This is a genomic window from Methylobacterium sp. WCS2018Hpa-22 (genome assembly GCF_031843785.1).
Classification (GTDB): Bacteria; Pseudomonadota; Alphaproteobacteria; order Rhizobiales; family Beijerinckiaceae; genus Methylobacterium.
This window is the reverse complement of record NZ_JAVTJA010000007.1, coordinates 1-21,419: the sequence shown is the minus strand read 5'-3', so window position 1 is coordinate 21,419 and position 21,419 is coordinate 1. Positions and strand designations below refer to the sequence as shown.

General features: G+C 67.5%; 23 protein-coding genes. 15 read left to right on the top strand and 8 right to left on the bottom strand.

Annotated elements, in window-relative coordinates; all coding sequences use genetic code 11:
- Positions 1-139: 139 nt before the first annotated feature.
- From dprA to RQI43_RS10820, 4 genes are read right to left on the bottom strand one after another with little or no spacing between them, the layout of a single operon-like run.
- Positions 140-1,330 carry a DNA-processing protein DprA gene (gene dprA / locus RQI43_RS10835; protein WP_311275285.1) on the bottom strand — a complete coding sequence of 397 codons (1,191 nt, stop codon included), beginning with the start codon at positions 1,328-1,330 and terminating at the stop codon, positions 140-142.
- Between the two features lie 31 nt (positions 1,331-1,361).
- Positions 1,362-1,970 (bottom strand): glycerol-3-phosphate 1-O-acyltransferase PlsY, encoded by a 609-nt coding sequence (gene plsY / locus RQI43_RS10830; protein WP_311275155.1) that lies wholly within the window; start codon positions 1,968-1,970, stop codon positions 1,362-1,364.
- On the bottom strand, positions 1,967-3,283 hold the full coding sequence (locus tag RQI43_RS10825; RefSeq protein WP_405030598.1) for a dihydroorotase: 1,317 nt from the start codon (positions 3,281-3,283) through the stop codon (positions 1,967-1,969). The genes plsY and RQI43_RS10825 overlap by 4 nt, the downstream gene beginning before the upstream one ends.
- A complete protein-coding gene (locus RQI43_RS10820; protein WP_311275153.1) occupies positions 3,283-4,227 on the bottom strand; it encodes an aspartate carbamoyltransferase catalytic subunit in 945 nt (314 codons plus the stop codon). The genes RQI43_RS10825 and RQI43_RS10820 overlap by 1 nt, the downstream gene beginning before the upstream one ends.
- A gap of 141 nt (positions 4,228-4,368) precedes the next feature.
- On the opposite strand from RQI43_RS10820, the gene RQI43_RS10815 reads away from it, so the two are divergent.
- The 15 genes from RQI43_RS10815 (at position 4,369) to folK (ending at position 18,502) form a co-directional block, all read left to right on the top strand.
- Positions 4,369-5,316 (top strand): cytochrome b/b6 domain-containing protein, encoded by a 948-nt coding sequence (locus RQI43_RS10815; protein WP_405030597.1) that lies wholly within the window; start codon positions 4,369-4,371, stop codon positions 5,314-5,316.
- Positions 5,313-6,146 carry a molybdopterin-binding protein gene (locus tag RQI43_RS10810; RefSeq protein ID WP_311275152.1) on the top strand — a complete coding sequence of 278 codons (834 nt, stop codon included), beginning with the start codon at positions 5,313-5,315 and terminating at the stop codon, positions 6,144-6,146. Before RQI43_RS10815 ends, RQI43_RS10810 begins: the two co-directional genes overlap by 4 nt.
- 210 nt (positions 6,147-6,356) lie before the next feature.
- Positions 6,357-9,125, top strand: a complete 2,769-nt coding sequence (gene topA, locus RQI43_RS10805; RefSeq protein WP_311275151.1) for a type I DNA topoisomerase — start codon at positions 6,357-6,359, stop codon at positions 9,123-9,125.
- A 218-nt stretch (positions 9,126-9,343) separates the two neighbouring features.
- Positions 9,344-9,550, top strand: a complete 207-nt coding sequence (locus RQI43_RS10800) for a hypothetical protein (protein WP_056424393.1) — start codon at positions 9,344-9,346, stop codon at positions 9,548-9,550.
- 92 nt (positions 9,551-9,642) lie between these two features.
- Positions 9,643-11,256, top strand: coding sequence for a HAMP domain-containing sensor histidine kinase (locus RQI43_RS10795; RefSeq protein ID WP_311275150.1), 1,614 nt, complete (start codon positions 9,643-9,645; stop codon positions 11,254-11,256).
- Positions 11,253-11,957 carry a response regulator transcription factor gene (locus RQI43_RS10790; protein ID WP_056424399.1) on the top strand — a complete coding sequence of 235 codons (705 nt, stop codon included), beginning with the start codon at positions 11,253-11,255 and terminating at the stop codon, positions 11,955-11,957. The genes RQI43_RS10795 and RQI43_RS10790 overlap by 4 nt, the downstream gene beginning before the upstream one ends.
- Positions 11,958-12,136: 179 nt before the next feature.
- Positions 12,137-12,226, top strand: coding sequence for a pyrroloquinoline quinone precursor peptide PqqA (pqqA, locus tag RQI43_RS10785; protein ID WP_018043604.1), 90 nt, complete (start codon positions 12,137-12,139; stop codon positions 12,224-12,226).
- Positions 12,227-12,270: 44 nt separating this feature from the next.
- Positions 12,271-13,170, top strand: a complete 900-nt coding sequence (gene pqqB / locus RQI43_RS10780) for a pyrroloquinoline quinone biosynthesis protein PqqB (RefSeq protein ID WP_056424402.1) — start codon at positions 12,271-12,273, stop codon at positions 13,168-13,170.
- A 148-nt stretch (positions 13,171-13,318) separates the two neighbouring features.
- Entirely contained in the window at positions 13,319-14,395 is a 1,077-nt protein-coding gene (gene pqqC / locus RQI43_RS10775) for a pyrroloquinoline-quinone synthase PqqC (protein ID WP_311275149.1), read from the top strand.
- A complete protein-coding gene (gene pqqE, locus RQI43_RS10770; RefSeq protein WP_056256323.1) occupies positions 14,392-15,549 on the top strand; it encodes a pyrroloquinoline quinone biosynthesis protein PqqE in 1,158 nt (385 codons plus the stop codon). Before pqqC ends, pqqE begins: the two co-directional genes overlap by 4 nt.
- The gene (locus RQI43_RS10765) at positions 15,546-16,259 is read left to right on the top strand and encodes a hypothetical protein (RefSeq protein WP_311275148.1); all 714 of its coding nucleotides are present in this window, start codon (positions 15,546-15,548) and stop codon (positions 16,257-16,259) included. Before pqqE ends, RQI43_RS10765 begins: the two co-directional genes overlap by 4 nt.
- Complete coding sequence (locus tag RQI43_RS10760) at positions 16,240-16,608, top strand: hypothetical protein (protein ID WP_056424410.1); 369 nt, start codon at positions 16,240-16,242, stop codon at positions 16,606-16,608. The genes RQI43_RS10765 and RQI43_RS10760 overlap by 20 nt, the downstream gene beginning before the upstream one ends.
- 213 nt (positions 16,609-16,821) lie before the next feature.
- The gene (folP, locus tag RQI43_RS10755; RefSeq protein ID WP_311275147.1) at positions 16,822-17,658 is read left to right on the top strand and encodes a dihydropteroate synthase; all 837 of its coding nucleotides are present in this window, start codon (positions 16,822-16,824) and stop codon (positions 17,656-17,658) included.
- Positions 17,655-18,032, top strand: a complete 378-nt coding sequence (gene folB, locus RQI43_RS10750; protein WP_056256306.1) for a dihydroneopterin aldolase — start codon at positions 17,655-17,657, stop codon at positions 18,030-18,032. The genes folP and folB overlap by 4 nt, the downstream gene beginning before the upstream one ends.
- Positions 18,029-18,502 carry a 2-amino-4-hydroxy-6-hydroxymethyldihydropteridine diphosphokinase gene (gene folK / locus RQI43_RS10745; protein WP_311275146.1) on the top strand — a complete coding sequence of 158 codons (474 nt, stop codon included), beginning with the start codon at positions 18,029-18,031 and terminating at the stop codon, positions 18,500-18,502. Before folB ends, folK begins: the two co-directional genes overlap by 4 nt.
- A gap of 11 nt (positions 18,503-18,513) precedes the next feature.
- On the opposite strand, the gene RQI43_RS10740 is transcribed toward folK, so the two are convergent.
- The 4 genes from RQI43_RS10740 to RQI43_RS10725 form a co-directional block, all read right to left on the bottom strand.
- The gene (locus RQI43_RS10740) at positions 18,514-19,059 is read right to left on the bottom strand and encodes a L,D-transpeptidase family protein (protein WP_311275145.1); all 546 of its coding nucleotides are present in this window, start codon (positions 19,057-19,059) and stop codon (positions 18,514-18,516) included.
- Between the two features lie 62 nt (positions 19,060-19,121).
- Entirely contained in the window at positions 19,122-19,976 is an 855-nt protein-coding gene (xoxJ, locus tag RQI43_RS10735; protein WP_311275144.1) for a rare earth element methanol dehydrogenase accessory protein XoxJ, read from the bottom strand.
- Positions 19,976-20,584, bottom strand: coding sequence for a c-type cytochrome, methanol metabolism-related (locus RQI43_RS10730; protein ID WP_056424425.1), 609 nt, complete (start codon positions 20,582-20,584; stop codon positions 19,976-19,978). Before RQI43_RS10730 ends, xoxJ begins: the two co-directional genes overlap by 1 nt.
- 134 nt (positions 20,585-20,718) lie before the next feature.
- Positions 20,719-21,419: PQQ-binding-like beta-propeller repeat protein (locus RQI43_RS10725; protein WP_311275143.1), on the bottom strand; the 701-nt coding region annotated here is incomplete at its 5' end.

The following is a 21,419-nucleotide window of genomic DNA, read 5'->3' as shown; positions in this document are numbered from 1 at the left end:
CCCGCCTCCAACTCCTCCCCACAAGCTCGATGAATCTCGGGCAGGTCCGCGATCCGCTGGGGAGGAGGGCAGGACAGTGCATCTCGCGCGATGGGCGAACCAGTAGGCAGGCGGCGAGAGGGACGGACATTCGTCCTCCCTATGACACCAGCGACACCGCTCCGCTGCCATGCCGCTCGATCCGGCCGTCGAGTTCGAGTTCCAGCAGCGTCGTCTGGACGATGCGCACGCTGAGGCCCGCCGCGCGGGCGAGATCGTCGGTGCCGATGGGGGTCGGGCTGAGATAGGCGATGAGGCGGGCGCGGTCGTCGGCGGGTTCCGCCTCCTCGGGCTCCAGCCCCTCAAGTTTCTCCTCCGCCTCGGGGGCCGGGCCGCCGATCACGTCGAGCTCGTCCCAGAAGATCGGGGCGTCGGCGAGGTCGGGCCGGTCGAGGGCGAGTTGGCCGGTCCCCTGCTCGAAATCCCCGCGCCCGAGCAGCGGCGCGATGGCGGAAGTGACGTGCTCCACCTCCGAGACCAGGGTCGCGCCCTGGCGGATGAGGTCGTTGGTGCCCTCGGCGCGCGGGTCGAGGGGCGAGCCGGGCACGGCGAAGACCTCCCTGCCCTGTTCGAGGGCAAAGCGCGCGGTGATGAGCGAGCCGGAGCGCCGCGCGGCCTCCACCACCACGGTACCGTAGGCGAGGCCGGAGATGATGCGGTTGCGCCGGGGAAAGTCCCGGCCGCGGGGCTCCCAGCCCATGGGCATCTCGGCCAACACCGCGCCGCCGGAATCGAGAATGCTTTCCACCAAGGCCTGATGATTGGCCGGATAGATCCGGTCATGGCCGCCGGCGAGCACCGCCACCGTCCCCGAGGCCAGGGACGCCTTGTGCGCGCGGGCATCGATGCCGCGCGCCAGCCCCGAGACCACCACGAGGCCGGCCTCGCCGAGGCCCCGCGTTAGACGCTCGGTGAAGCCGAGGCCGGCGGCCGAGGCGTTGCGGGAGCCGACGATGGCGATGGCGGGCCGGGAGAGGATCGCCGCCTGCCCCCGGATCGCGATCAGGGGCGGCGCCGAATCGGCGGCCTGGAGCAGCTTAGGGTAATCGTCCTCGCCCATGGCCACGAGGCGGGCCCCGATCCTGGCCGCCGCCTCCAATTCGGCTTCCGCCTGCGCCCGCGTCACCGGCACGACGCGCTTGGCCCCGCGCTTCGCGAGGTCCGGCAGGGCTTCCAACGCCGCGCCGGCGCCGCCGAAGCGGTTGATCAGGGTGCGGAAGGTGCGCGGGCCGACGCCTTCCGTGCGGATCAGCCGGAGCCAGTCGAGGCGCTGGGCGGGGTTGAGTTGCATGCCCATGCCCCGAACCTCCCTCGACGGAAGGTCAGCCCTTCTGCCCGATCCGCCCCTCGGAGCCGTCGAGCAGTCGGCGGATGTTGGGAGCGTGCTTCCACCATAGCAGGATCGCGAGCATGAGGAAGAGCAGCGCAACCGCAGGCTGTCCCGCCACCCACAGGACGATGGGTGTCGCGGCCGAGGCGGCAAGCGCGGCGAGCGACGAGTATTTCAACGTGAAGGCGAGGCCGAGCCAGATCGCCGCGAAGGCGGCGAGCCCGATGGGGCTGAAGGCGAGGAGCACGCCGAGGAAGGTGGCGACGCCCTTGCCGCCCTTGAACCCGAGCCAGACCGGGAAGAGGTGGCCGAGGAAGGCGCCGAGCCCGGCCGCCAGGGCCGCGCCCTCGCCGAATTGTTTCGCCGCCAGCACGGCGAGGGTACCCTTCAGCGCATCGCCGAGCAGGGTCGCGGCGGCGAGCCCCTTGCGGCCGGTGCGCAGCACGTTGGTGGCACCGATATTCCCCGAGCCGATGGCGCGGACGTCGCCGAGGCCGGCAAAACGCGTGACGATCAGCCCGAACGGGATGGAGCCGGCGAGGTAACCGCCGGCCAGACTCGCGAGCAGGAGAGGCCAACCGGCATCGAGGAGGGGGTTCACGCCGCCGCCTCCGTACCCTGCGCGGCCCGGTAGACGACGTGCCCGCCGACCATGGTCAGGATTGCAGCACCTTGCAGCCGCGCCTCGTCGAAGGGCGAGTTCTTGGAGCGCGACTTCAGGGTCCGCTTGTCGAGCACGTAGGGCAGGTCGGGATCGATCAGCACGAGATCGGCCGGCGCGCCGACGGCGAGACGCCCGGCCTCGCGCCGCAGGATCGCCGCCGGGGTGACGGTGAGGGCCTCCAGCAGGCGAGGCAGCGCCACGTCGCCGGTATGGACGAGGCGGAGCGCCGCGCCGAGCAGGGTCTCGATGCCGAGCGCCCCATCGGCGGCCTCGGCGAAGGGCAGGCGCTTGGTCTCGACATCCTGGGGATTGTGATCGGAGACGATGACGTCGATCACGCCCTCGTTCAGGGCCTCCACCAAAGCGAGGCGGTCGGTCTCGTGCCGCAGCGGCGGCGAGAGCCGGCAGAAGGTGCGGTAATGGCCGATATCGCCCTCGTTGAGGACGAGGTTGTTCACCGAGGCGCCGCAGGTGACGGGCAGGCCGTCGTGCTTGGCCCGCCGCACGATCTCCACCGAATCGGCACAGGAGATCATGGCGGCGTGGTAGCGGCCCCCGGTGAGGCGCACGAGGCGGATGTCGCGCTCCAGCATCACCGTCTCGGCCTCCCGCGGGATGCCGACGAGGCCGAGCCGCGAGGCCATCTCGCCCTCGTTCATCACGCCCTCGCCGACGAGGTCGGGCTCCTCCACGTGCTGCATCAGCAGGGCGTCGAAATCACGGGCATAGGTGAGCGCGCGGCGCATCACCTGGGCGTTGCGAACGGCCTTGAGACCGTCGGTGAAGGCGACGGCACCGGCCTCCTGCAACAGGCCGAACTCGGTCATCTCCTGGCCGGCCAGCCCCTTGGTGATGGCGGCGGCCGGCAGGACGGTGACGCAGGCCGTGTCGCGGGCGCGGCGCAGGACGAAGTCGACGATGGCCGGCCCGTCGATGACCGGGTTGGTGTCCGGCATGCAGACGAGGGTGGTGACCCCGCCGGCCGCCGCCGCCGCGCTGGCGCTGGCCAGGGTCTCGCGGTGCTCGGCGCCCGGCTCGCCGACGAAGGCGCGCAGGTCGATCAGGCCGGGGCTCAGGACATGGCCGCCGCAATCGACGATCTCGGCGCCCTCGGGGGCAACGGGTGCCGCGCCCCAGGCGATATCGGCGATGCGACCGTCATGGACGAGGACATGGCCCGGCCCCTCGCGGCTCGTAGCCGGATCGAGGAGGCTGGCATGGGTGAGGAGGACGTGTCCGGTCATGACCATCAGGCGTTCGGCAGATGCGTCGCGAGGGCTTCGAGGACCGCCATGCGGACGGCGACCCCCATCTCCACCTGCTCGCGGATCAGGGATTGCGCCCCGTCGGCGATCTCGGACGAGATCTCGACGCCGCGGTTCATGGGTCCCGGATGCATCACCAGGGCGTCGGGCGCGGCCAGCGCCAGCTTCTCGGCATCGAGGCCGAAATAGCGGAAATACTCCTTCACCGAGGGCACGAAGGAGCCGTTCATGCGCTCCCGCTGGAGCCGCAGCATCATCACGATGTCGCAGCCCTCGAGGCCCTTTCGCATGTCGGTGAAGACCTCGACGCCGAAGCGCTCGATCCCGGTGGGGAGCAGCGTCGAGGGGCCGATGACCCGCACCCGGGCGCCGAGCGCCTGGAGCAGGATGATGTTGGAGCGGGCGACGCGGCTGTGCAGGACGTCGCCGCAGATCGCCACCCTCAGGCCCTCGATCCGCCCCTTGTTGCGGCGGATGGTGAGCGCGTCGAGAAGGGCCTGGGTCGGATGCTCGTGGGCGCCGTCGCCGGCATTGACCACCGAACAATCCACCTTGCGGGCCAGGAGATGCACGGCCCCGGCGGAGTGGTGGCGCACGACGATGATGTCGGGCCGCATGGCGTTGAGGGTGGCGGCCGTGTCGATGAGGGTCTCGCCCTTCTTCACCGAGGAGGAGGCCACCGACATGTTCATCACATCGGCGCCGAGACGCTTGCCCGCGAGTTCGAACGAACTCTGGGTGCGGGTCGAGGGCTCGAAGAACAGGTTGATCTGGGTGCGGCCGCGCAGGGTGGTGCGCTTCTTCTCCACCTGGCGGGAGAGGGCCACGGCATCCTCCGCCCGGTCGAGGAGGGCCTCGATATCGGGGCGCGACAGCCCCTCGATGCCGAGAAGGTGCCGATGGGGGAAGGAGGCGGGTGCGACGGTCATTCTGAGACCATGGCTATAGGGAGGCGGAAGGGGAGCGGCAAGGAGCCCGGCAAGAAGTCCGGGACGTGTAACCTTTCCACCCCCTGGCTCGTAGTCTCGCCGAGCATGCGCGCACCCGGTCATTCGGGATGGGCGCGAGACATGATCGAGGCCGGAGTCCGCCCCTTGGCAGCCAGCACGACGAGACGGCCCGACGAGCGGATCGAGACGATCCAACGCCGCTGGATCTTCCGCCACCCCGCGGTGATCCGGGCCGCGCACTGGATCAACCTCGTCTGCCTCGCCGTGCTGCTGATGAGCGGGCTACAGATCTTCAACGCCCATCCGGCTTTGTACTGGGGCTCGGCCTCGACCTTCGACGCGCCCCTCCTCGCCATCACGAACGACGAGACGGCGGAGGGAGCGGCGCGCGGGATCGTGAGGATCGCCGGTCACGCGATCGACACGACCGGCTGGCTCGGCCTCTCCACCGTGCAGGGACAGGCCACGGGCCGGGCCTTCCCCGCCTGGATCACCCTACCGGCGCAGCAGGACCTCGCCACCGGGCGCCGCTGGCACTTCCTGTTCGCCTGGGCTTTCGTGATCAACGGGCTGATCTATCTCATCTACGGCCTAGAGAGCGGCCAGTTGCGCCGCCGGATCGTGCCTCAGAGAGACCAGTTGCGGAATTTCGGCGGCTCGGTCCGCGAGCACCTCACCCTGACCTTCCCGAAAGGCGACGAGGCCCGGCGCTACAACACGCTGCAGAAACTGAGCTATTTCGTCGTCATCGTCCTCCTCCTGCCGCTGATGCTGCTCACGGGCCTCGCCATGTCGCCGGGTTTCAATGCCGTGCTGCCCCTGCCCGCCCTGTTCGGCGGCCGGCAATCGGCGCGGACCGTCCATTTCATCGTCACAAACCTGCTCGTGCTCTTCACCCTCGTCCATGTGGCGCTGGTGCTGGTCTCGGGGGCCTGGAACAACCTGCGCGGCATGGTCACCGGCTGGTTCGTGATCGAGACCACCAAGACCTCCGGTCCGGGCAAGACTTCCTATCCGGGCAAGACCTCCTACCCGGGCAAGACCTCCGATCCGAGGAAGGGCCGATGACGCGCGCTCCCAACCGTCGCGGCATCCTCACCGGCGCGGCCGGCCTGCTGGGTTCCGCCTTCCTCGGCGGCTGCGACCGCATCGCCGGCACCGGTTGGGGAAGGCGCACGCTGAAGCTCGGAGAGGATGCCAACCTGTTCGTGCAGCGCCTCCTGCTGACGCCGACCTCCCTCGCCCACGAGTTTTACGAAGGTGACATCTCGCCCTGGTTCAAGCCGAACGGGACGATCGAGCCTCCGGACGACGACTACAAGACCCTGGCCAAGGCCGGGTTCGCGACCTTCAGGCTGAAAATCGACGGCCTCGTCGAACAACCGCAGGACCTGTCCCTCGCGGATCTGCGCGCCCTGCCCTCCCGGACCCAGATCACCCGGCACGATTGCGTCGAGGGGTGGAGCGCCATCGGCAAGTGGACGGGCGTTCCGCTCGGCGAAGTCCTGACCCGGGCGAGGCTGAAACCGAATGCGCGCTACGTCGTGTTCCATTGCGCCGACACGATGGAGATGGCCGGTGGCGGTCTCGAGGGTGGGGACGTGGCGGAGATAGAGGCCGGCGATGGCGGTCCGAACGGTCGTCCGATCCGGTACTACGAGAGCATCGACCTCACCGACGCCTTCCATCCGCAGACGATCCTGGCCTACGACATGAACGGCAAGGCCCTGCCCGTCTCGAACGGCGCGCCCCTGCGCCTGCGGGTCGAGCGGCAGCTCGGCTACAAACACGCCAAATACGTCATGCGGATCGAGGTCGTGGACAGCCTGTCCGGGATCGGAGACGGCCAGGGCGGTTATTGGGAGGATCGCGGCTACGAATGGTATGCGGGGATCTGACAGGTACCGGATCTTGCAAAGGCCCGGGCTCCTTCCGATTTGACAACCCCGCGCCCTTGACCCACTTGTCCCCCGCCAAGCGCCGGGCCGGCCATGGTGCCAGGCCATGTTTTACGTCTTGCACACAATTTGTGAGTCCCGACGGGTGTGAACCCCGCCGGCTGCGAGCCCCGGCGGCAGCTCGGGCGCTGACGAGAGGCTGATCCGCACATGAAAGTCGTCGTCGTCGAGTCGCCGGCCAAGGCCAAGACGATCAACAAATATCTCGGCCGCGACTACGAGGTGCTCGCCTCGTTCGGCCATATCCGCGACCTTCCGGCGAAAGACGGCTCCGTCGACCCGGAGGCGGATTTCCGCATGCTTTGGGAGCTCGACGACCGCGGCTCGAAGCGCGTTTCGGAGATCGTCAGGGCACTGAAAGGTGCCGACGGCCTGATCCTCGCCACCGATCCGGATCGCGAGGGCGAGGCCATCTCGTGGCACGTCGTCGAGGCTCTGAACGCCCGCAAGGCGATCAAGGGCATGCCGATCGAGCGCGTGACCTTCAACGCCATCACCAAGGCGGCGGTGGACACCGCCATGCGCAACCCGCGCCAGATCGACCAGGCCCTGGTCGACGCCTATCTGGCGCGCCGGGCACTGGATTATCTCGTCGGCTTCAACCTCTCGCCGGTCCTGTGGCGCAAGCTGCCGGGTGCCCGCTCAGCCGGCCGCGTCCAGTCCGTGGCCCTGCGCCTCGTCTGCGAGCGCGAGCGCGAAATCGAGACGTTCAAGCCCCGCGAATACTGGTCTCTGGTCGCGACCCTGGTGACCCAGGAGGGCGCGGTGTTCGAGGCGCGTCTCGTCGGTGCCGACGGCAAGCGCATCCAGCGTCTCGACGTCGGCAACGGCGAGGACGCCGCTGCGTTCAAGCGCGACCTCGAACTCGCCACGTTCGAGGTCGGCAGCGTGGAGGCGAAGCCCGCCAAGCGCCACCCCGCCCCGCCCTTCACCACCTCGACGCTCCAGCAGGAGGCCTCGCGCAAGCTCGGCCTCGCTCCCGCCCAGACCATGCGCGCCGCGCAGAAGCTCTACGAGGGTGTCGAGATCGGCGGCGAGACGGTGGGTCTTATCACCTACATGCGGACCGACGGCGTCGACATGGCGCCGGAGGCCATCGCCGATGCCCGTCGCGTCATCGGCAAGGAATACGGCGAGCGCTACCTCCCCACCGCGCCGCGCCGCTACAGCGCCAAGGCGAAGAACGCCCAGGAGGCCCACGAGGCCGTGCGTCCCACGGACATGAGCCGGCTACCGAAGTCGGTAGCCCGCTACGTGGACGCCGAACAGGCCAAGCTCTACGAGTTGATCTGGACCCGCACGGTGGCCAGCCAGATGGAATCGGCCGAGCTCGAACGCACCACGGTGGACATCGTCGCCTCCGTCGGCCCGCGCAGGATCGAGCTGCGGGCCACCGGCCAGGTGGTGAAGTTCGACGGCTTCCTGACCCTCTACCAGGAGGGCAAGGACGACGAGGAGGACGAGGACGGCAAGCGCCTGCCGCCGATGAAGGCGGGCGACGCGCTGAAGCGCGAGCGCATCGTCTCGACTCAGCACTTCACCGAGCCGCCGCCGCGCTATTCCGAGGCCAGCCTCGTCAAGCGCATGGAGGAACTCGGCATCGGCCGGCCCTCGACCTACGCCGCCGTGCTGCAGACCCTGCGCGACCGCGAATACGTGAAGATCGAGAAGAAGCGTCTGGTGGCCGAAGACAAGGGCCGCCTCGTCACCGGCTTCCTCGAGAGCTTCTTCAAGCGCTATGTCGAGTACGATTTCACCGCCGACCTCGAGACCCAGCTCGACCGGGTCTCGAATGCCGAGATCGACTGGCGTGAAGTGCTACGAGACTTCTGGCGGGATTTCTCGGCCGCGATCTCCGGAACCAAGGAGCTCCGCGTCACCGAGGTGCTGGACGCGCTGAACGATCTCCTCGGGGCGCATATCTTCCCCGAAAAGGCGGACGGCTCGAACCCGCGCACCTGCCCGACCTGCGGCTCAGGCCAGCTGTCGCTTAAGCTCGGCAAGTTCGGCGCCTTCGTCGGCTGCTCGAACTACCCGGAGTGCAAGTACACCCGCCAGCTCGCCGCCTCCGGCGTCGAGGGCGAGGGCGATGGCTCGTCCGAGAACGGCGGTCAGCCGGGCACCCGCGTGCTCGGCAACGATCCCGTCAGCGGCCTGCCGGTAACTTTGCGCGATGGCCGCTTCGGCCCCTTCGTGCAGCTCGGCGAGGCGTCGACGGAGAAGGGCGCGGAGAAGCCGAAGCGCTCCTCTCTGCCCAAGGGGCTCAGCCCCTCCGCGGTGGATCTGGAGAAGGCCCTGCGCCTGCTCTCCCTCCCCCGCGAAGTCGCCAAGCACCCCGAGACCGGTGAGCCGATCCTGGCCAATCTCGGGCGGTTCGGACCTTACGTCCAGCACGGGAAGATGTACGCCAATCTCGGCCGCGACGACGACGTGCTGGAGATCGGCGCCAACCGCGCCATCGATCTCATCGTTGCCAAAGAGCAGGGTGGCGGTCGTCGGGGTCCAGCCTCCGATCCCGGCCGCTCCCTCGGGGCGCATCCCGAGACGGGCAAGGCCATCGTGGTGAAATCGGGCAAGTACGGCCCCTACGTTACCGACGGCACCACCAACGCGACCCTGCCCAAGACCATGGCCGCCGAGGACATCGCCCTGCCCCAGGCGCTTGAACTGATCGCCGCCCGCGAAGCGGCGGGCGGCAGCAAGAAGAAGGCTCCGGCCCGCAAGACCGCGACCAAGACGGCAGCCAAGACCACGGCCAAGGCGGGGACGGCGAAGGCTCCCGCCAAGAAGGCGGCGACCAAGGCGACGGCGGCCAAGGAACCGGCCGGGACGGCCGCGAAAAGCACGGCGACGGCAGCAAAGACGAGTGCTGCCAAAACCACTACGGCGAAGAAGCCGGCCACGCGCAAGAAGGCCTGATCCATCGGCTCGCCTCTCCTCTCCGGGGGCGAGACCGACGCAACGACGGTGCGCATCCCCCCTCTCTCTCCGCACTCGGCGAGAGGGGGGATGCTCCCGACGGCCCTGTCGTCCGCGACAACCCTACGCGTGCGAACGCCCTCATCCGCTCTTGCGTCCGCCCGCCGGACTGGCGGACCATTGCCGGATTGTCATTCGCGGCTCGAGGCTTTCGCCCCATGCTGATCCTGCTCTCCATTTGCCTCGCGGCACAGCCCTCCCAGTGCAAGGAGGACAGGATCTCCCTGTCCTACGAGGCGACGAACCCGTTCATCTGCCTGCGCACCGCTCAGAGCGCGCTCGCCACTTGGCAGGAGAGCCACCCCGAATGGCACGTGACGCGGTGGCGCTGCGCGGCGCGGGAGAGCCTGCCGAAAGACCTGTGACCCGGTCCCATCTGTGATGGGTCTGGACGCCCTGGCGGATTGCGCTATCGCTCACCCTCCGGGGAACGGCGAGACACGGGCGGCCATAAGCGATGCGCTCTCTGAAGGTGAGGTTCGCGCTGCTGCTCGGGGGCGCAGCGCTTCTGGTCGTCCTGGCGGCATTGGGGGTGCTGGGCTCCATCGGCGCCGCCGAACGCACCATTGATCGGACGCTCGCGGCACAGGGCCGGCTCGAATTGCTGGTGGAACTGTCCGGGCGAATGACCCAGTACGGGCTCGCGGCCCTGGAGGCGGTGAGCAATCCCGATGCACAGCCGGAAGGGCTCGCCATCGCCCGGGCCAATGTCGACCGGGCATTGGTGGCCGTCGACGAGGCTCTCGGCAAGAGCATCGCCGTCAGCGACGATCCCCTCGACCGGATGCAATATGCGGCGCGCACGCGTCCCCTCGCTCAGCTCCGTTCTGCCCGGGCCATCCTCGACCGGCAGGTCTCCCAGGTCCTGCGCCAGTCGGAGGAAGAGCAGCGGCGCAACACCATTCGCGGCGCGCTGAACGGATTCGGCGCCATGACCGGCCAGCCGCTCTCGTTTCTCATCGAAGTCGAGCGCCGCTCGATGATCGCGGGTTCGGACGAGGCCCGCCACCTGTCCTCGACCCTGCGGATCGCGTCGCTTGCCGCCGTCGTCCTGGCGCTGGCCCTCGTCTTCGTCCTGTACCGGGCCGTGACCCGGCCGACCCTGGCACGGATCGAAGCGGTGCGGCGGGCGGCGGGCGCCGTCGGGCGCGGCGAGCTCGATACGCGGCTGTCGGTGGCGACGCGGGACGAGCTCGGCCTGCTGGTGGCGAACTTCAACCGCATGGCCGCACGCCTCGCCCGGCGCGAGGGGCGGCTCGCCGCCGACCGCGCTGCCCTCGAGGATACGGTGGAGGCGAGGACCACCGACCTGCGGGCGGCCAACGAGCGCCTGGAGGCGGTGGACCGGTCGCGCCGGCGCTTCTTCGCCGATGTCAGCCATGAGCTGCGCACGCCGCTCACGGTCATCCTCGGCGAATGCGACATCGCCGCCCGCTCGGCCGGCAGGCCGGGGGTCGATTACGCGCCGGTCTTCGCCACCATCCGCAAGCGGGCACTCCGCCTGCAGCGCCGCGTCGAGGATCTCCTGCGGGTCGCGCGCTCCGAATCCGGCCAGATCGAGCTCGACCGGCGCGCCACCAGCGCCGTGGCCATCCTCACCGATGCGGTGGACAGCGCGGCCTCTGAGGCGGCGCGCCGGCGGGTGGCCCTGACCCTCGAACCGGGCCGCCGCGACGTCACGCTCCTGGCGGACAGGGAATGGCTGCGGCAGGTGGTGGAGAGCCTCATCGACAACGCCTTGCGGCACGCGACGGGCCTGACGCGCGTGGTCGTGGGACTCACCGTCGACGAGGCGCGTTCCGCCACGATCACGGTGACGGATGACGGCGCGGGCTTCCCGGCGGCGGGTGCGGATCTGTTCGAGCGCTTCCGGCGGGAGGGCCATTCCGGGGAATCGGGCTTTGGCATCGGCTTGGCACTGGCGCGCTGGGTGACAGAGCGCCATGATGGGGCGATCAGCCTCGGTGCGGGCGAGGACGGGAAGGGTGCGCGCGTGACGCTCGTCCTGCCCATCCTCGACCTCGATCCCGGGGACGGACAGGAAACGAAGCGGAAGGACAGCGCCGCATGACGCGAGTGCTCATCGTCGAGGACGACAGCGACATCAGGGCCATGCTGGCGCGGGGCCTGGAGGCCGAAGGGTTCTCCGTGGGCGTAGCCGGTTGCGTGGACGACGCACTCACCTCCGCCCGTGACGAGGCGCCCGGCGCCGTCGTCCTCGACATCACCCTGCCAGACGGGTCCGGCCACGATGTCTGCCGCTCCCTGCGCGAAGGCGGCTATCCCGGCCCGATCCTGTTCCTCTCGGCGCGCGACGAGGTCCGCGACCGGGCGGAAGGATTGGCGCTCGGGGCCGACGACTACATCGTCAAGCCCTTCGTCTTCGACGAACTCCTCGCCCGGTTGCAGACGCATCTCCTGCGCCGCAAGGAATCGGACCAGCCGCGCACCATCGTCACCGCAGGCAAGCTCGTCCTCGATCTCAACATTCGTCAGGTCTCCCTCGGGGATGCGACGGCGCGCCTCACGCCGCGCGAGGCGGAGCTCCTCGCTCTCCTCATGGACAAGGCCAACCAGCCGGTGTCGCGCGGCGACATCTTCGACAAATTATGGGCGGGCCAGGGCGGCCTGTCGCTGAATGTCGTCGATGTCTACGTGGGTTACCTACGTACCAAGCTGTCCGATTTCGTGCGGTTCGGCGGGCCGGTCATCGTTACCGTGCGGGGCCGGGGCTTCATGCTCGACCTGCGGGGCCAGGATTTCCGCCACTGAGCACGATGCGCTTTCTCGGCCTGTTCCGGGACGATCCGGCAATTTATCGCTTGAAGAGTCCGGCGGAATTGTCGATATAGCTCCCGCGACAGAAATGACTGCGCCGTCAGTGTCTTAGGATCTTCTTAAGCGAGATCTGGACGCTGCTGACGTTCAAGAAACCATCTAGGAGAAACACCATGACCTGGGCTGCCCCCGTCGTTTCCGAGATCTGTGTCGGCATGGAAGTCACCAGCTACGAGTCGGCTGAGATCGACACCTTCAACTAAGACATCATGTCGTGCTTGAGGATCGAGGCAGCGCCGGTTCAGCCATGCATGTCGTGATCCTCGGCTCGGCCGCGGGCGGCGGCCTTCCCCAGTGGAATTGCCGCTGCCCCATCTGCTCGCTCGCCCGCGAGGATTCCTCGAAGGTGCGCCCTCGAACCCAGTCGAGCATCGCCGTGTCGCCCGATGGCGAGCGCTGGCTCCTGGTGAACGCCTCGCCGGACATCCGGCAGCAACTCTTCGACAATCCGGCCATGCATCCGCGCGAAGGCCTGCGCCATTCGCCGATCCATGCCGTGCTTCTGACGAATGGCGATGTCGACCACGTGGCGGGGTTGCTCACCCTGCGCGAAGGCCAGCCCTACACGCTCTACGCCACCTCCGGCATCCTCGATTCGGTCAACGCCAACCGGGTCTTCGACGTGATGGCCGCCGACGTGGTGTCGCGCGAGAAGATCGCCCTCGACCATGCCTTCGAGCCAGTTCCCGGCCTGACCGTCACACTGTTCTCGGTGCCGGGAAAGGTGCCGCTCTGGCTCGAGGACGAGACCATGGAGATCGGCGCAGAGACCGAGACCACCGTGGGTGCGATGATCGAGTCCGGTGGGCGTCGCCTCGCCTATATTCCCGGCTGCGCCCGCGTCACGGATGGGCTGAAGCGACGCATATCGGGTGTCGACGCGCTTCTGTTCGACGGGACCGTGCTGCTCGACGACGACATGATCCGCGCCGGGGTCGGCGTGAAGACCGGATGGCGCATGGGCCACGTGCCGATGACGGGACAGGGCGGATCGATCGCCGCGCTCGCCGATGTGGAAATCGGTCGCCGCGTCTTCGTTCACATCAACAACACCAATCCTGTGCTGGTGGAAGAATCGGACGAACGCCGATCGGTGGAGGCGGAAGGCTGGACCGTCGCCCATGACGGGCTGACCCTGGCGCTCTAGATCGGCGCCCGGCTGGCATTTTAATGCCGCCACCTTATATTGCGTCCAATGGGATTGTGCGGTCCATGTCCGTGGCCTTCACGGAAATCGGCGCCATCTATAAGAAAAGTTCTCTTCGCCGCCCTTCGTCGAAACGCTGAGCTACGCCATGACCGCGCCTTTCCCCACCCCCAAGACCGACGAGTCCCAGCGCCTGCTCAGCCCCGAAGAACTCGAAGCGGCGCTTCGGGACATCGGCGCGAGGCGCTATCACAACCTGCATCCGTTCCACCGCCTGCTTCACGACGGCAAGCTGAACAAGGACCAGGTCCGGGCCTGGGCCCTCAACCGCTACTATTACCAGGCCATGATCCCGGTGAAGGACGCTGCCGTGCTCGCCCGCATGGAGGATGCGAGCCTGCGCCGCGTCTGGCGCCAGCGCATCGTCGATCATGATGGCGACGCACCCGGCGATGGCGGCATCGAGCGCTGGCTCAAGCTCGCCGAGGGCGTCGGCTTCCGTCGCGACTACGTGGAATCCACGCAAGGTATCCTGTCGGCGACGCGCTTCTCGGTGGATGCCTACGTGCATTTCGTGAAGGAGCGCTCGCTGCTGGAGGCCATCGCCTCCTCGCTCACCGAGATGTTCTCGCCGACGATCATCTCCGAGCGCGTGGCCGGGATGCTGAAGAACTACGATTTCATCACCAAGGACACGCTGGCCTATTTCGACAAGCGCCTGACCCAGGCCCCCCGCGATGCGGAATTCGCCATCGACTACGTCAAGCAGCACGCCACGACGCCCGAACTGCAGCGTCAGGCCATGGCCGCGCTGACCTTCAAGTGCAACGTGCTCTGGACGCAGCTCGACGCGCTCTACTTCTCCTATGTGGCTCCGGGCATGACCCCGCCGGATGCCTGGACGCCCGGCACCGGCCTCGTGCCCGAGGTGGCGCAGGCGGCCGGCACCGGCACGGTCCGGTCGGGCGACGTGCCTCGTCTGCCTCGCGGCGTGCGCCTGCGCCACGACGAGGTCCGCGGCCAGCACGTACTGCTGGCGCCCGAGCGCACCTTCGACCTCGACGCCAATGCCGTGGCGGTCCTGTCCCTCGTGGATGGGCAGCGCAGCGTGCGAGACATTGCGGTGAAGCTCGCCGAGACCTTCACCGCCGACCCGGACGTGATCGAGGTCGACGTCCTGGCCATGCTCAACGACCTCGCCACGAAACGGGTTCTGGAGCGATGAACGCCATCACGCCGAATACCCCTTCCCTGCCGGCTCCGGTCGGGCTCCTCGCGGAGCTGACCCATCGCTGTCCCCTGCGCTGTCCCTATTGCTCGAACCCGCTCGAACTCGACCGGCGCTCGGGCGAGCTCGACACGGCGACATGGCAGCGCGTGCTGACGGAGGCGGCGGGTCTCGGCGTGCTGCATGTCCACCTCTCCGGCGGCGAGCCCACGGCCCGCAGCGACATCGTCGAGATCACCCAGACCTGCGCCAAGCTGGGCCTGTATTCCAATCTCATCACGTCGGGCGTCGGCGGTGCTCTGGCCAAGCTCGACGCCCTCTACGACGCGGGCCTCGACCATGTGCAGTTGTCGGTGCAAGGCGTCGACGCGGCCAACGCGGAGAAAATCGGCGGCCTGAAGAACGCTCAGCCGCAGAAATTCGCCTTTGCCGAACGCGTGACGCAGCTCGGCCTTCCGCTGACGCTGAATTCCGTGATCCATCGGGGCAACATCCACGAGGTCGAGGGCTTCATCGACTTGGCCGTCAAGCTCGGCGCCAAGCGCCTGGAGGTCGCCCACACCCAGTATTACGGCTGGGCCTATGTGAACCGCGCCGCTCTGATGCCGGACAAGGCCCAGGTCGATCAGTCGATCCGTATCGTCGAGGCGGCGCGCGAGCGGCTGAAGGGCCAGCTCGTCATCGATCTGGTCGTGCCCGATTACTACGCGAAGTACCCCAAGGCCTGCGCCGGCGGCTGGGGCCGCAAGCTGATGAACGTCACGCCCGCTGGCAAGGTGCTCCCCTGCCACGCCGCCGAGACCATCAAGCATCTCGAATTCTGGTACGTCTCCGACCATTCGCTCGCCGATATCTGGGCGAATTCCCCGGCCTTCACCGCCTATCGCGGGACGGATTGGATGAAGGAGCCGTGCCGCTCCTGCGACCGGCGTGAGAAGGATTGGGGCGGCTGCCGCTGTCAGGCGCTGGCTCTGGCCGGCGATGCCGCCGCCACCGACCCAGCCTGCTCCCTCTCCCCCCTCCATTCGAAGGTGCGGGAACTCGCCAAGGAAGAGGCGGCCGAGACACCGCCCGATTATGTCTACCGGACGATCGGCAGCAACGTGGACCGTGTTGCGCCGCCGCCCCTGAAAGAGGATGCTCCCCTGTGAAGCCCGTTCTCGTCGCGTTCGCTCTTTCGTTTGCCGGCCTGCCCGCCGTGGCGCAGGGTACGCCCCCGGCCGATGCGCCCGCTGTCACCAAGGCCAACACCGCCACCCTGCCCAACGCCTCGGACCTGCTCTTCGAAGAGCCGCAGATGAAGAACGTGCCGCCGGGCTCGACCCTCACCTACGCCTATCTCCGGCGCAGCGGCATCTCCAAGGGTCCGTTCGGCCCGACCATGGACGACCAGATCAAGCTCACCATCGAGCCCGGTGCGGCGCCGGAAAACCGGACGATCCGCGTACAGATGTTTTCGGGCGCGAACCGCTTCCCCGCCGGCCCGTTCAACGACATGCCCGGCAACCCGGTGATGACCCTTTTTCTGGAACATCACCTCATCGACCTCGCCAAGGTGCTCTCGGCCAACCCACGCTACATCAAGAACGGGATCCGCAAGGCCCTGCGAGACAACGCGACGGTGACCGCGACGACGGCGACCGTGAAGGGGCAGACCGTGGATGCCTGGCGCGTTGAGGTGCAGCCCTTCATCGACGACAAGATGAAGGACCGCATGCGCGGCCTCGAGAACCTGAAATACACCTTCGTGACGTCGTCTGCCGTGCCCGGCGAGCTGCTCTCCATCGAAGCGCAGTCGAAGTCCAAGGATGGCGGCGAGCTTCTCCAGGAGAACCTGACTTATGATCCGAATGCTGGCTAAAGGCGGCCTTATCGCTCTCGCGCTCGGCGTCGCCGCCGCACCGGCCCAGGCCGTGGAGAGCGAGAACGACTACCCTACCGAGGCACGGGCCGATTACGTGTTCGGCTGCATGGCGGCCAACGGACAATCGCGGGAAGCGCTCTCTCGCTGCTCCTGCTCCATCGACGCCCTCGCGTCGATCCTGACCTATGACAAATACGTCCAGGCGAGCACGGTCCTGTCCATGCGCCAAGGCATCGGCGCCCGCTCGAACGAATTCAAATCGACCAAAGTGTTCGACGACAAGGTCGCGGATCTTCGCCGCGCCCAGGCCGAAGCCGAGATCCGCTGCTATCGCGGCGGAGTGTAACCGGCGGGATCCACCCCAGATTCGGTGCCCCTATCCACCCACCTCATCCTGAGGCTCCGCGAAGTGGCCTCGAAGGCGCCCTCCAATGCTCGCGACGCGACCTAGAGGCCTCCTTCGAGGCCTTCGCTTTGCTTCGGCACCTCAGGATGAGGTGGAAGAATGGGACCATCCTGGTCTACAGCATAGAGATCGATCCCTCGTCGAAGAGCTCCCGTGACGTCTTCTCCTCCGATCCTGAAAACCCTTCTGCCCGGTCTCGGAGAGCGCGTGCTCGTCATGGGTATCCTCAACGTCACCCCGGACTCCTTCTCCGATGGCGGACGTTTCGAGGGTGTCGAGGCGGCACGCTCCCAGGCCGGCGCGCTCGTGGCGGAAGGGGCGGCCCTCATCGATATCGGCGGAGAATCGACGCGGCCGGGCCATACGCCCGTGTCGGCCGAGGAGGAGCAGGCCCGCATCCTGCCCGTCATCCGCGATCTCGCCCCGCGCCTTGCGGTCCCCATCTCGGTGGACACCTACAAGGCTTCCACCGCCGACGTGGCGCTGGCGGCCGGTGCGCGCATCGTCAACGATGTCTGGGGCCTGCAGCGCGAGCCCGACATCGCCCGCGTGGCGGCTGCCCATGGCGCGCCCGTCATGGTGATGCACAATCGCGAGACCATCGATCCCGCGATCGACATCATCGCCGACATGCTGCGCTTCTTCGAGCGATCCCTCGACATCGCCCGCCGCGCCGGCATCTCGGATAGGGACATCGTACTCGATCCGGGGATCGGTTTCGGCAAGAGCTGGGCCCAGCATCTCGAAGCCATGCGGCGCCTGCCCGAGATCAAGGCGCTGGGCTTTCCCGTCCTCGTCGGCGTCTCGCGCAAGTCGATGCTCGGGCGCCTGCACAATGCCGAGACGAAGCCGGTGGATCGCCTGTTCGGCTCGCTCTCGAGCCACGTCCTCGCCGCCACGCTGGGGGCCGACATCGTCCGCGTCCACGATGTGGCGCCCCATGTCGACGCCCTTCGCGTGGTCGACGCCGTGATGCGGACAGCTCCATGACCGACCGCATCCTGGTCGAACGCATCGCCGTCTTCGCCTATCACGGCCTCCTCGAGGAGGAAGCGCGGATCGGCCAGCGCTTCTACATTTCCCTCGACTGCCGGATCGACCTGCGGCCGGCCGGTCTGTCGGACGACGTGGCGAAGACCGTGAGCTATGCCGACCTCACCGAGATCGTCGTGCGCATCGCCACCACCCGGCGCTTCGCCCTCATCGAAGCTCTGGCCGAGGCCATCGCCGCCGAGATCCTCGAGCGGTTCGAGGGCGTGGACAGCATCGTCGTGCGCGTCGACAAGCCGAGCGCGCCGGTACCGGCGGTGATCGACGGCGTCGCCATCTCGATCCTGCGCAGCCGGGCCGGACTCCCGCGATGAGTGCCGCCTATCTCGGTCTCGGCAGCAATATCGGCGACAAGGCCGCGACCATCGCCGAAGCCATCCGGCGGCTCGAAGCCAGCCCGGGCATCCGTCTCACGGCACGGTCAAGCGATTACCGCACGCCCCCCTGGGGCGATACCGATCAGGACTGGTTCCTCAACGCGGCCATCGCCGTCGAGACCGACCTGACTCCCCACGACCTGCTGGAGACAGGTCTCACCATCGAGACCGCCATGGGTCGCGTGCGCGAGCGGCGCTGGGGGCCACGCGTCATCGATATCGATGTGCTCTCGTATGAGGGGGCGGCGATCTCCGACGAGCGTCTCGTCCTACCGCATCGTTTCGTGCGGGAGCGCGCCTTCGTCCTCGTTCCGCTCGCCGAGATCGCGCCGGATCTGGTCATCGGGCCGGAGACCGTGAGCCAAGCCCTGTCGAAGCTCGACACCACCGGTATCGTGCGGGACTGAGATCCACCCGCTCAGGGACGCAGTTCGACGGGCGTTCCCACATCCACCCGCGCGTAGATGGCCGCCATCTCGTCATTGGCCACGCCGACGCAGCCGCTGGTCCAGTCCTTCAGCCGATGGAGCCGGCCGAGCCAGGAGAAGCCGTTCATGATCCCGTGGATCATGATGTCGCCGCCCGGCTCGTAGCCGCCGTCATGGGCGGCCAGCGTATCGGCCTCGTTCGGATAGGACACTTTCAGGGAAAGATGGGCGACGCTGAGCGGGTTGCGGTAGGCGATGGAATACAGCCCCTCAGGCGTACGCCCGTCGCCCTCCCGCTGCTTGTGACCGATGGGCGAGAATCCGAGAGAGACGGGATAGGTCGCCAGAACGCGGCCCTCACGCAGAAGAGTCAGGCGGCGGGCCGACTTCTCGACGAGAACACGGTCGGCCCGTTCAGGCTCGGCGACGAGCTCGGGTGCGACGCGGCCGATCTGAGCGCGGTCGACCGCGACGATCCCCACCGCACCCAAGGCGAAGAGAGCTCCGACCACAAGGCCGATCCGCCATCGTCGCATTGCCACTCTCTCCGCTCGAACCTGGGGGGCTCATACCAAACCCCGCGAGTCCTGACGACCTGTCAGGGCGCGGCCGGCTCGAGCAGCTTGTTGCCTTCGTCCTCCAGCAACGGGACGTCGTAGTCGCGCAGAACCTTCTCGATATCGGCCCTGCGCTTGCGCAGGATCGTGTTGAGGCTGCGCTTCCAATCGTTCTCCTCCATCCGCACGCCCATGGCGATGCGGAAGGTGAGAGCAGGACGATCAGGCTCCTGCAGCAGCGGCACGACCTTCATGGCGACACCGCTCTGCTTGGCGAGCCAACCCGCGGCCGGCCCCCACAGGATCGCGGCGTCGATTGTCTTCGCAGCGAGATCACCGATGACCTCGGCGGAGACCGTCTGGTACTTGCGCGAGGGATCGAGCTGGTAGGGAGCGTAGGCCTTCATCGACGCGATCAAGCCGAGCTCACCCATCCGGTTCACGGGTGGCGTCCCCCCGATGACACCGATGGACTTGCCCTTGAGCTTCGGATCGTCGAGCCGGGTCACGTCGTCGAACTCGCCGCTGCGGACGACCAGGGCATAACTGGAGCGGTAGTAGGGATTGGTGTGCTGGACCAGCTCACCGCCGGCAGCCGAGCCGATGATCAGGTCGCACAACCCGGTCCCGAGCGTATTGCGAACGAATCCGGGCCCCTGCGTCAGCCAGTAATAGCGGAGCTTGACCTTGAGCTCGTCGGCGAGGATCGCCGCGATCTTATTCTCGAATCCGTTCTCCTTGCGTTCGGAGAACGGCATGTTGCCCGGGTCGCCGCAGACGCGCAGGACATCCGTGGTGACGAGGTCGGGAAGCGACTGCGCCAACGCGGGACGCGCCCCTGCCGAGATCAGCAGGAGCGCGCAAACCGTCGTGGTAAAGGAGCCAAAGCGTGCCATTAGCCGCCCAGGCACTCCTTCTCGGCCTTCTTGGCCGCTTCCGGCTTGTCTTCCTTGTCGGTCGGACGCACGCGCGGCATGGCACCGGAGGCGCGGGCCTTCAGGTAGACGTAGAGGTCGTCGGCGTAGCACATCACGTTCTTGTTATCGCCGAAGGCGGGCATCACGTTGGTGCCGCTCGAGCTGATGTCCTGCTTGCCACCGGCGATGATACCGACGAACTCCTCATAAGACAGGCGCTTCAGCGAGTCCTTGAGGGCGGGCGCGTAGGTCGAACCCATGGCGTCGGGGCCGTGGCAGACGTGGCACTCGGCATGGTAGCGGCGGTAGCCGGAATAGGCGTACCAGTCGAACTTCTTGCCGTCGTTGGTGATGTGGTAGGTCGGGGCGCCATCCCCGTCAGAATACTTTCCGTCTTCGACCTTCACCGCCTGATACTTGTCGATCAGCTTGGCGTCCTTTTCAGGAGCATTCGGATCGAGCTGGTTCGCAACGGCAGGATCAGCGGCGGGCTTGGCATCCTGGGCCTGAACGGCGCCGGCGGAAGCGAATGCGAAAACGAGGGCGGCCACGAGCGGACGGATGGCGGCTTTGCTTTGATACTGCAACGACGTTTCTCCCAGGAGCAACCGTCGGCCCGTTCGACCGACGTTCGAAGTGTTCTTAATAACGATCTAATCATAAAGGTGCCGGCGCGGAAACCCGCGCCGGCACCCTATTGTCTCAGACTTCGTGCGACCGATTAGTTCGGCAGCGAGAAGACGGTCAGCTGACCACCGAGGTTGGTGTAGTTCGAGAGGGCAGCGTAACCACCCACCGCACCGAGACCGGCGTTCGGGTCGGTCAGGCCGGCCGCGAGGCCGATGCCGGCCCAGCCACCGACACCCGACAGGATGCCGACGAACTGCTTGCCCTTGTGCTGGTAGGTCATCACGTTACCGATGATGCCCGACGGGGTCTTAAACTTGTAGAGTTCCTTGCCGGTCTTGGAGTCAACGGCCTTCAGGTAACCCTCGAGGGTACCGTAGAACACGATGTCGCCAGCGGTGGCGAGGGCGCCCGACCACACCGAGAACTGCTCCTGGTTCGACCACTTGATCTTACCAGCGACGCCGTCCCAGGCGATGAAGTTACCCATGCCGCCGTGGCTGTTGGGGGCCGGGTACATGGCCAGCGTCGCGCCGACATAGGGCTGACCCGGGGTGTAGGAGACCCGGAACGGCTCGTAGTCCATGCAGACGTGGTTGGTGGGCACGTAGAACAGGTTGGTCTTCGGCGAGAACGCAGCAGGCTGCTGGTCCTTGGTGCCGAGAGCCGCGGGGCAGATACCCTTGGAGTTGGTATCTTCGCCGTTCTGCTCGGTGGAGTACTTGGCCTGGACCAGGGGGCGACCGTAGGTCTTGGAGCCCTTGTCCATGTCGACCTTGGAAGCCCAGTTCACCA

Coding starts and splice junctions, on each gene's coding strand:
- dprA (WP_311275285.1), bottom strand. CDS start 1,330: ATGCAACTCAACCCCGCCCAGCGCCTCGACTGGCTCCGGCTGATCCGC.
- RQI43_RS10825 (WP_405030598.1), bottom strand. CDS start 3,283: ATGGTCATGACCGGACACGTCCTCCTCACCCATGCCAGCCTCCTCGAT.
- RQI43_RS10820 (WP_311275153.1), bottom strand. CDS start 4,227: ATGACCGTCGCACCCGCCTCCTTCCCCCATCGGCACCTTCTCGGCATC.
- RQI43_RS10815 (WP_405030597.1), top strand. CDS start 4,369: ATGATCGAGGCCGGAGTCCGCCCCTTGGCAGCCAGCACGACGAGACGG.
- RQI43_RS10810 (WP_311275152.1), top strand. CDS start 5,313: ATGACGCGCGCTCCCAACCGTCGCGGCATCCTCACCGGCGCGGCCGGC.
- topA (WP_311275151.1), top strand. CDS start 6,357: ATGAAAGTCGTCGTCGTCGAGTCGCCGGCCAAGGCCAAGACGATCAAC.
- RQI43_RS10800 (WP_056424393.1), top strand. CDS start 9,344: ATGCTGATCCTGCTCTCCATTTGCCTCGCGGCACAGCCCTCCCAGTGC.
- RQI43_RS10795 (WP_311275150.1), top strand. CDS start 9,643: ATGCGCTCTCTGAAGGTGAGGTTCGCGCTGCTGCTCGGGGGCGCAGCG.
- RQI43_RS10790 (WP_056424399.1), top strand. CDS start 11,253: ATGACGCGAGTGCTCATCGTCGAGGACGACAGCGACATCAGGGCCATG.
- pqqA (WP_018043604.1), top strand. CDS start 12,137: ATGACCTGGGCTGCCCCCGTCGTTTCCGAGATCTGTGTCGGCATGGAA.
- pqqB (WP_056424402.1), top strand. CDS start 12,271: ATGCATGTCGTGATCCTCGGCTCGGCCGCGGGCGGCGGCCTTCCCCAG.
- pqqC (WP_311275149.1), top strand. CDS start 13,319: ATGACCGCGCCTTTCCCCACCCCCAAGACCGACGAGTCCCAGCGCCTG.
- pqqE (WP_056256323.1), top strand. CDS start 14,392: ATGAACGCCATCACGCCGAATACCCCTTCCCTGCCGGCTCCGGTCGGG.
- RQI43_RS10760 (WP_056424410.1), top strand. CDS start 16,240: ATGATCCGAATGCTGGCTAAAGGCGGCCTTATCGCTCTCGCGCTCGGC.
- folB (WP_056256306.1), top strand. CDS start 17,655: ATGACCGACCGCATCCTGGTCGAACGCATCGCCGTCTTCGCCTATCAC.
- folK (WP_311275146.1), top strand. CDS start 18,029: ATGAGTGCCGCCTATCTCGGTCTCGGCAGCAATATCGGCGACAAGGCC.
- RQI43_RS10740 (WP_311275145.1), bottom strand. CDS start 19,059: ATGCGACGATGGCGGATCGGCCTTGTGGTCGGAGCTCTCTTCGCCTTG.
- xoxJ (WP_311275144.1), bottom strand. CDS start 19,976: ATGGCACGCTTTGGCTCCTTTACCACGACGGTTTGCGCGCTCCTGCTG.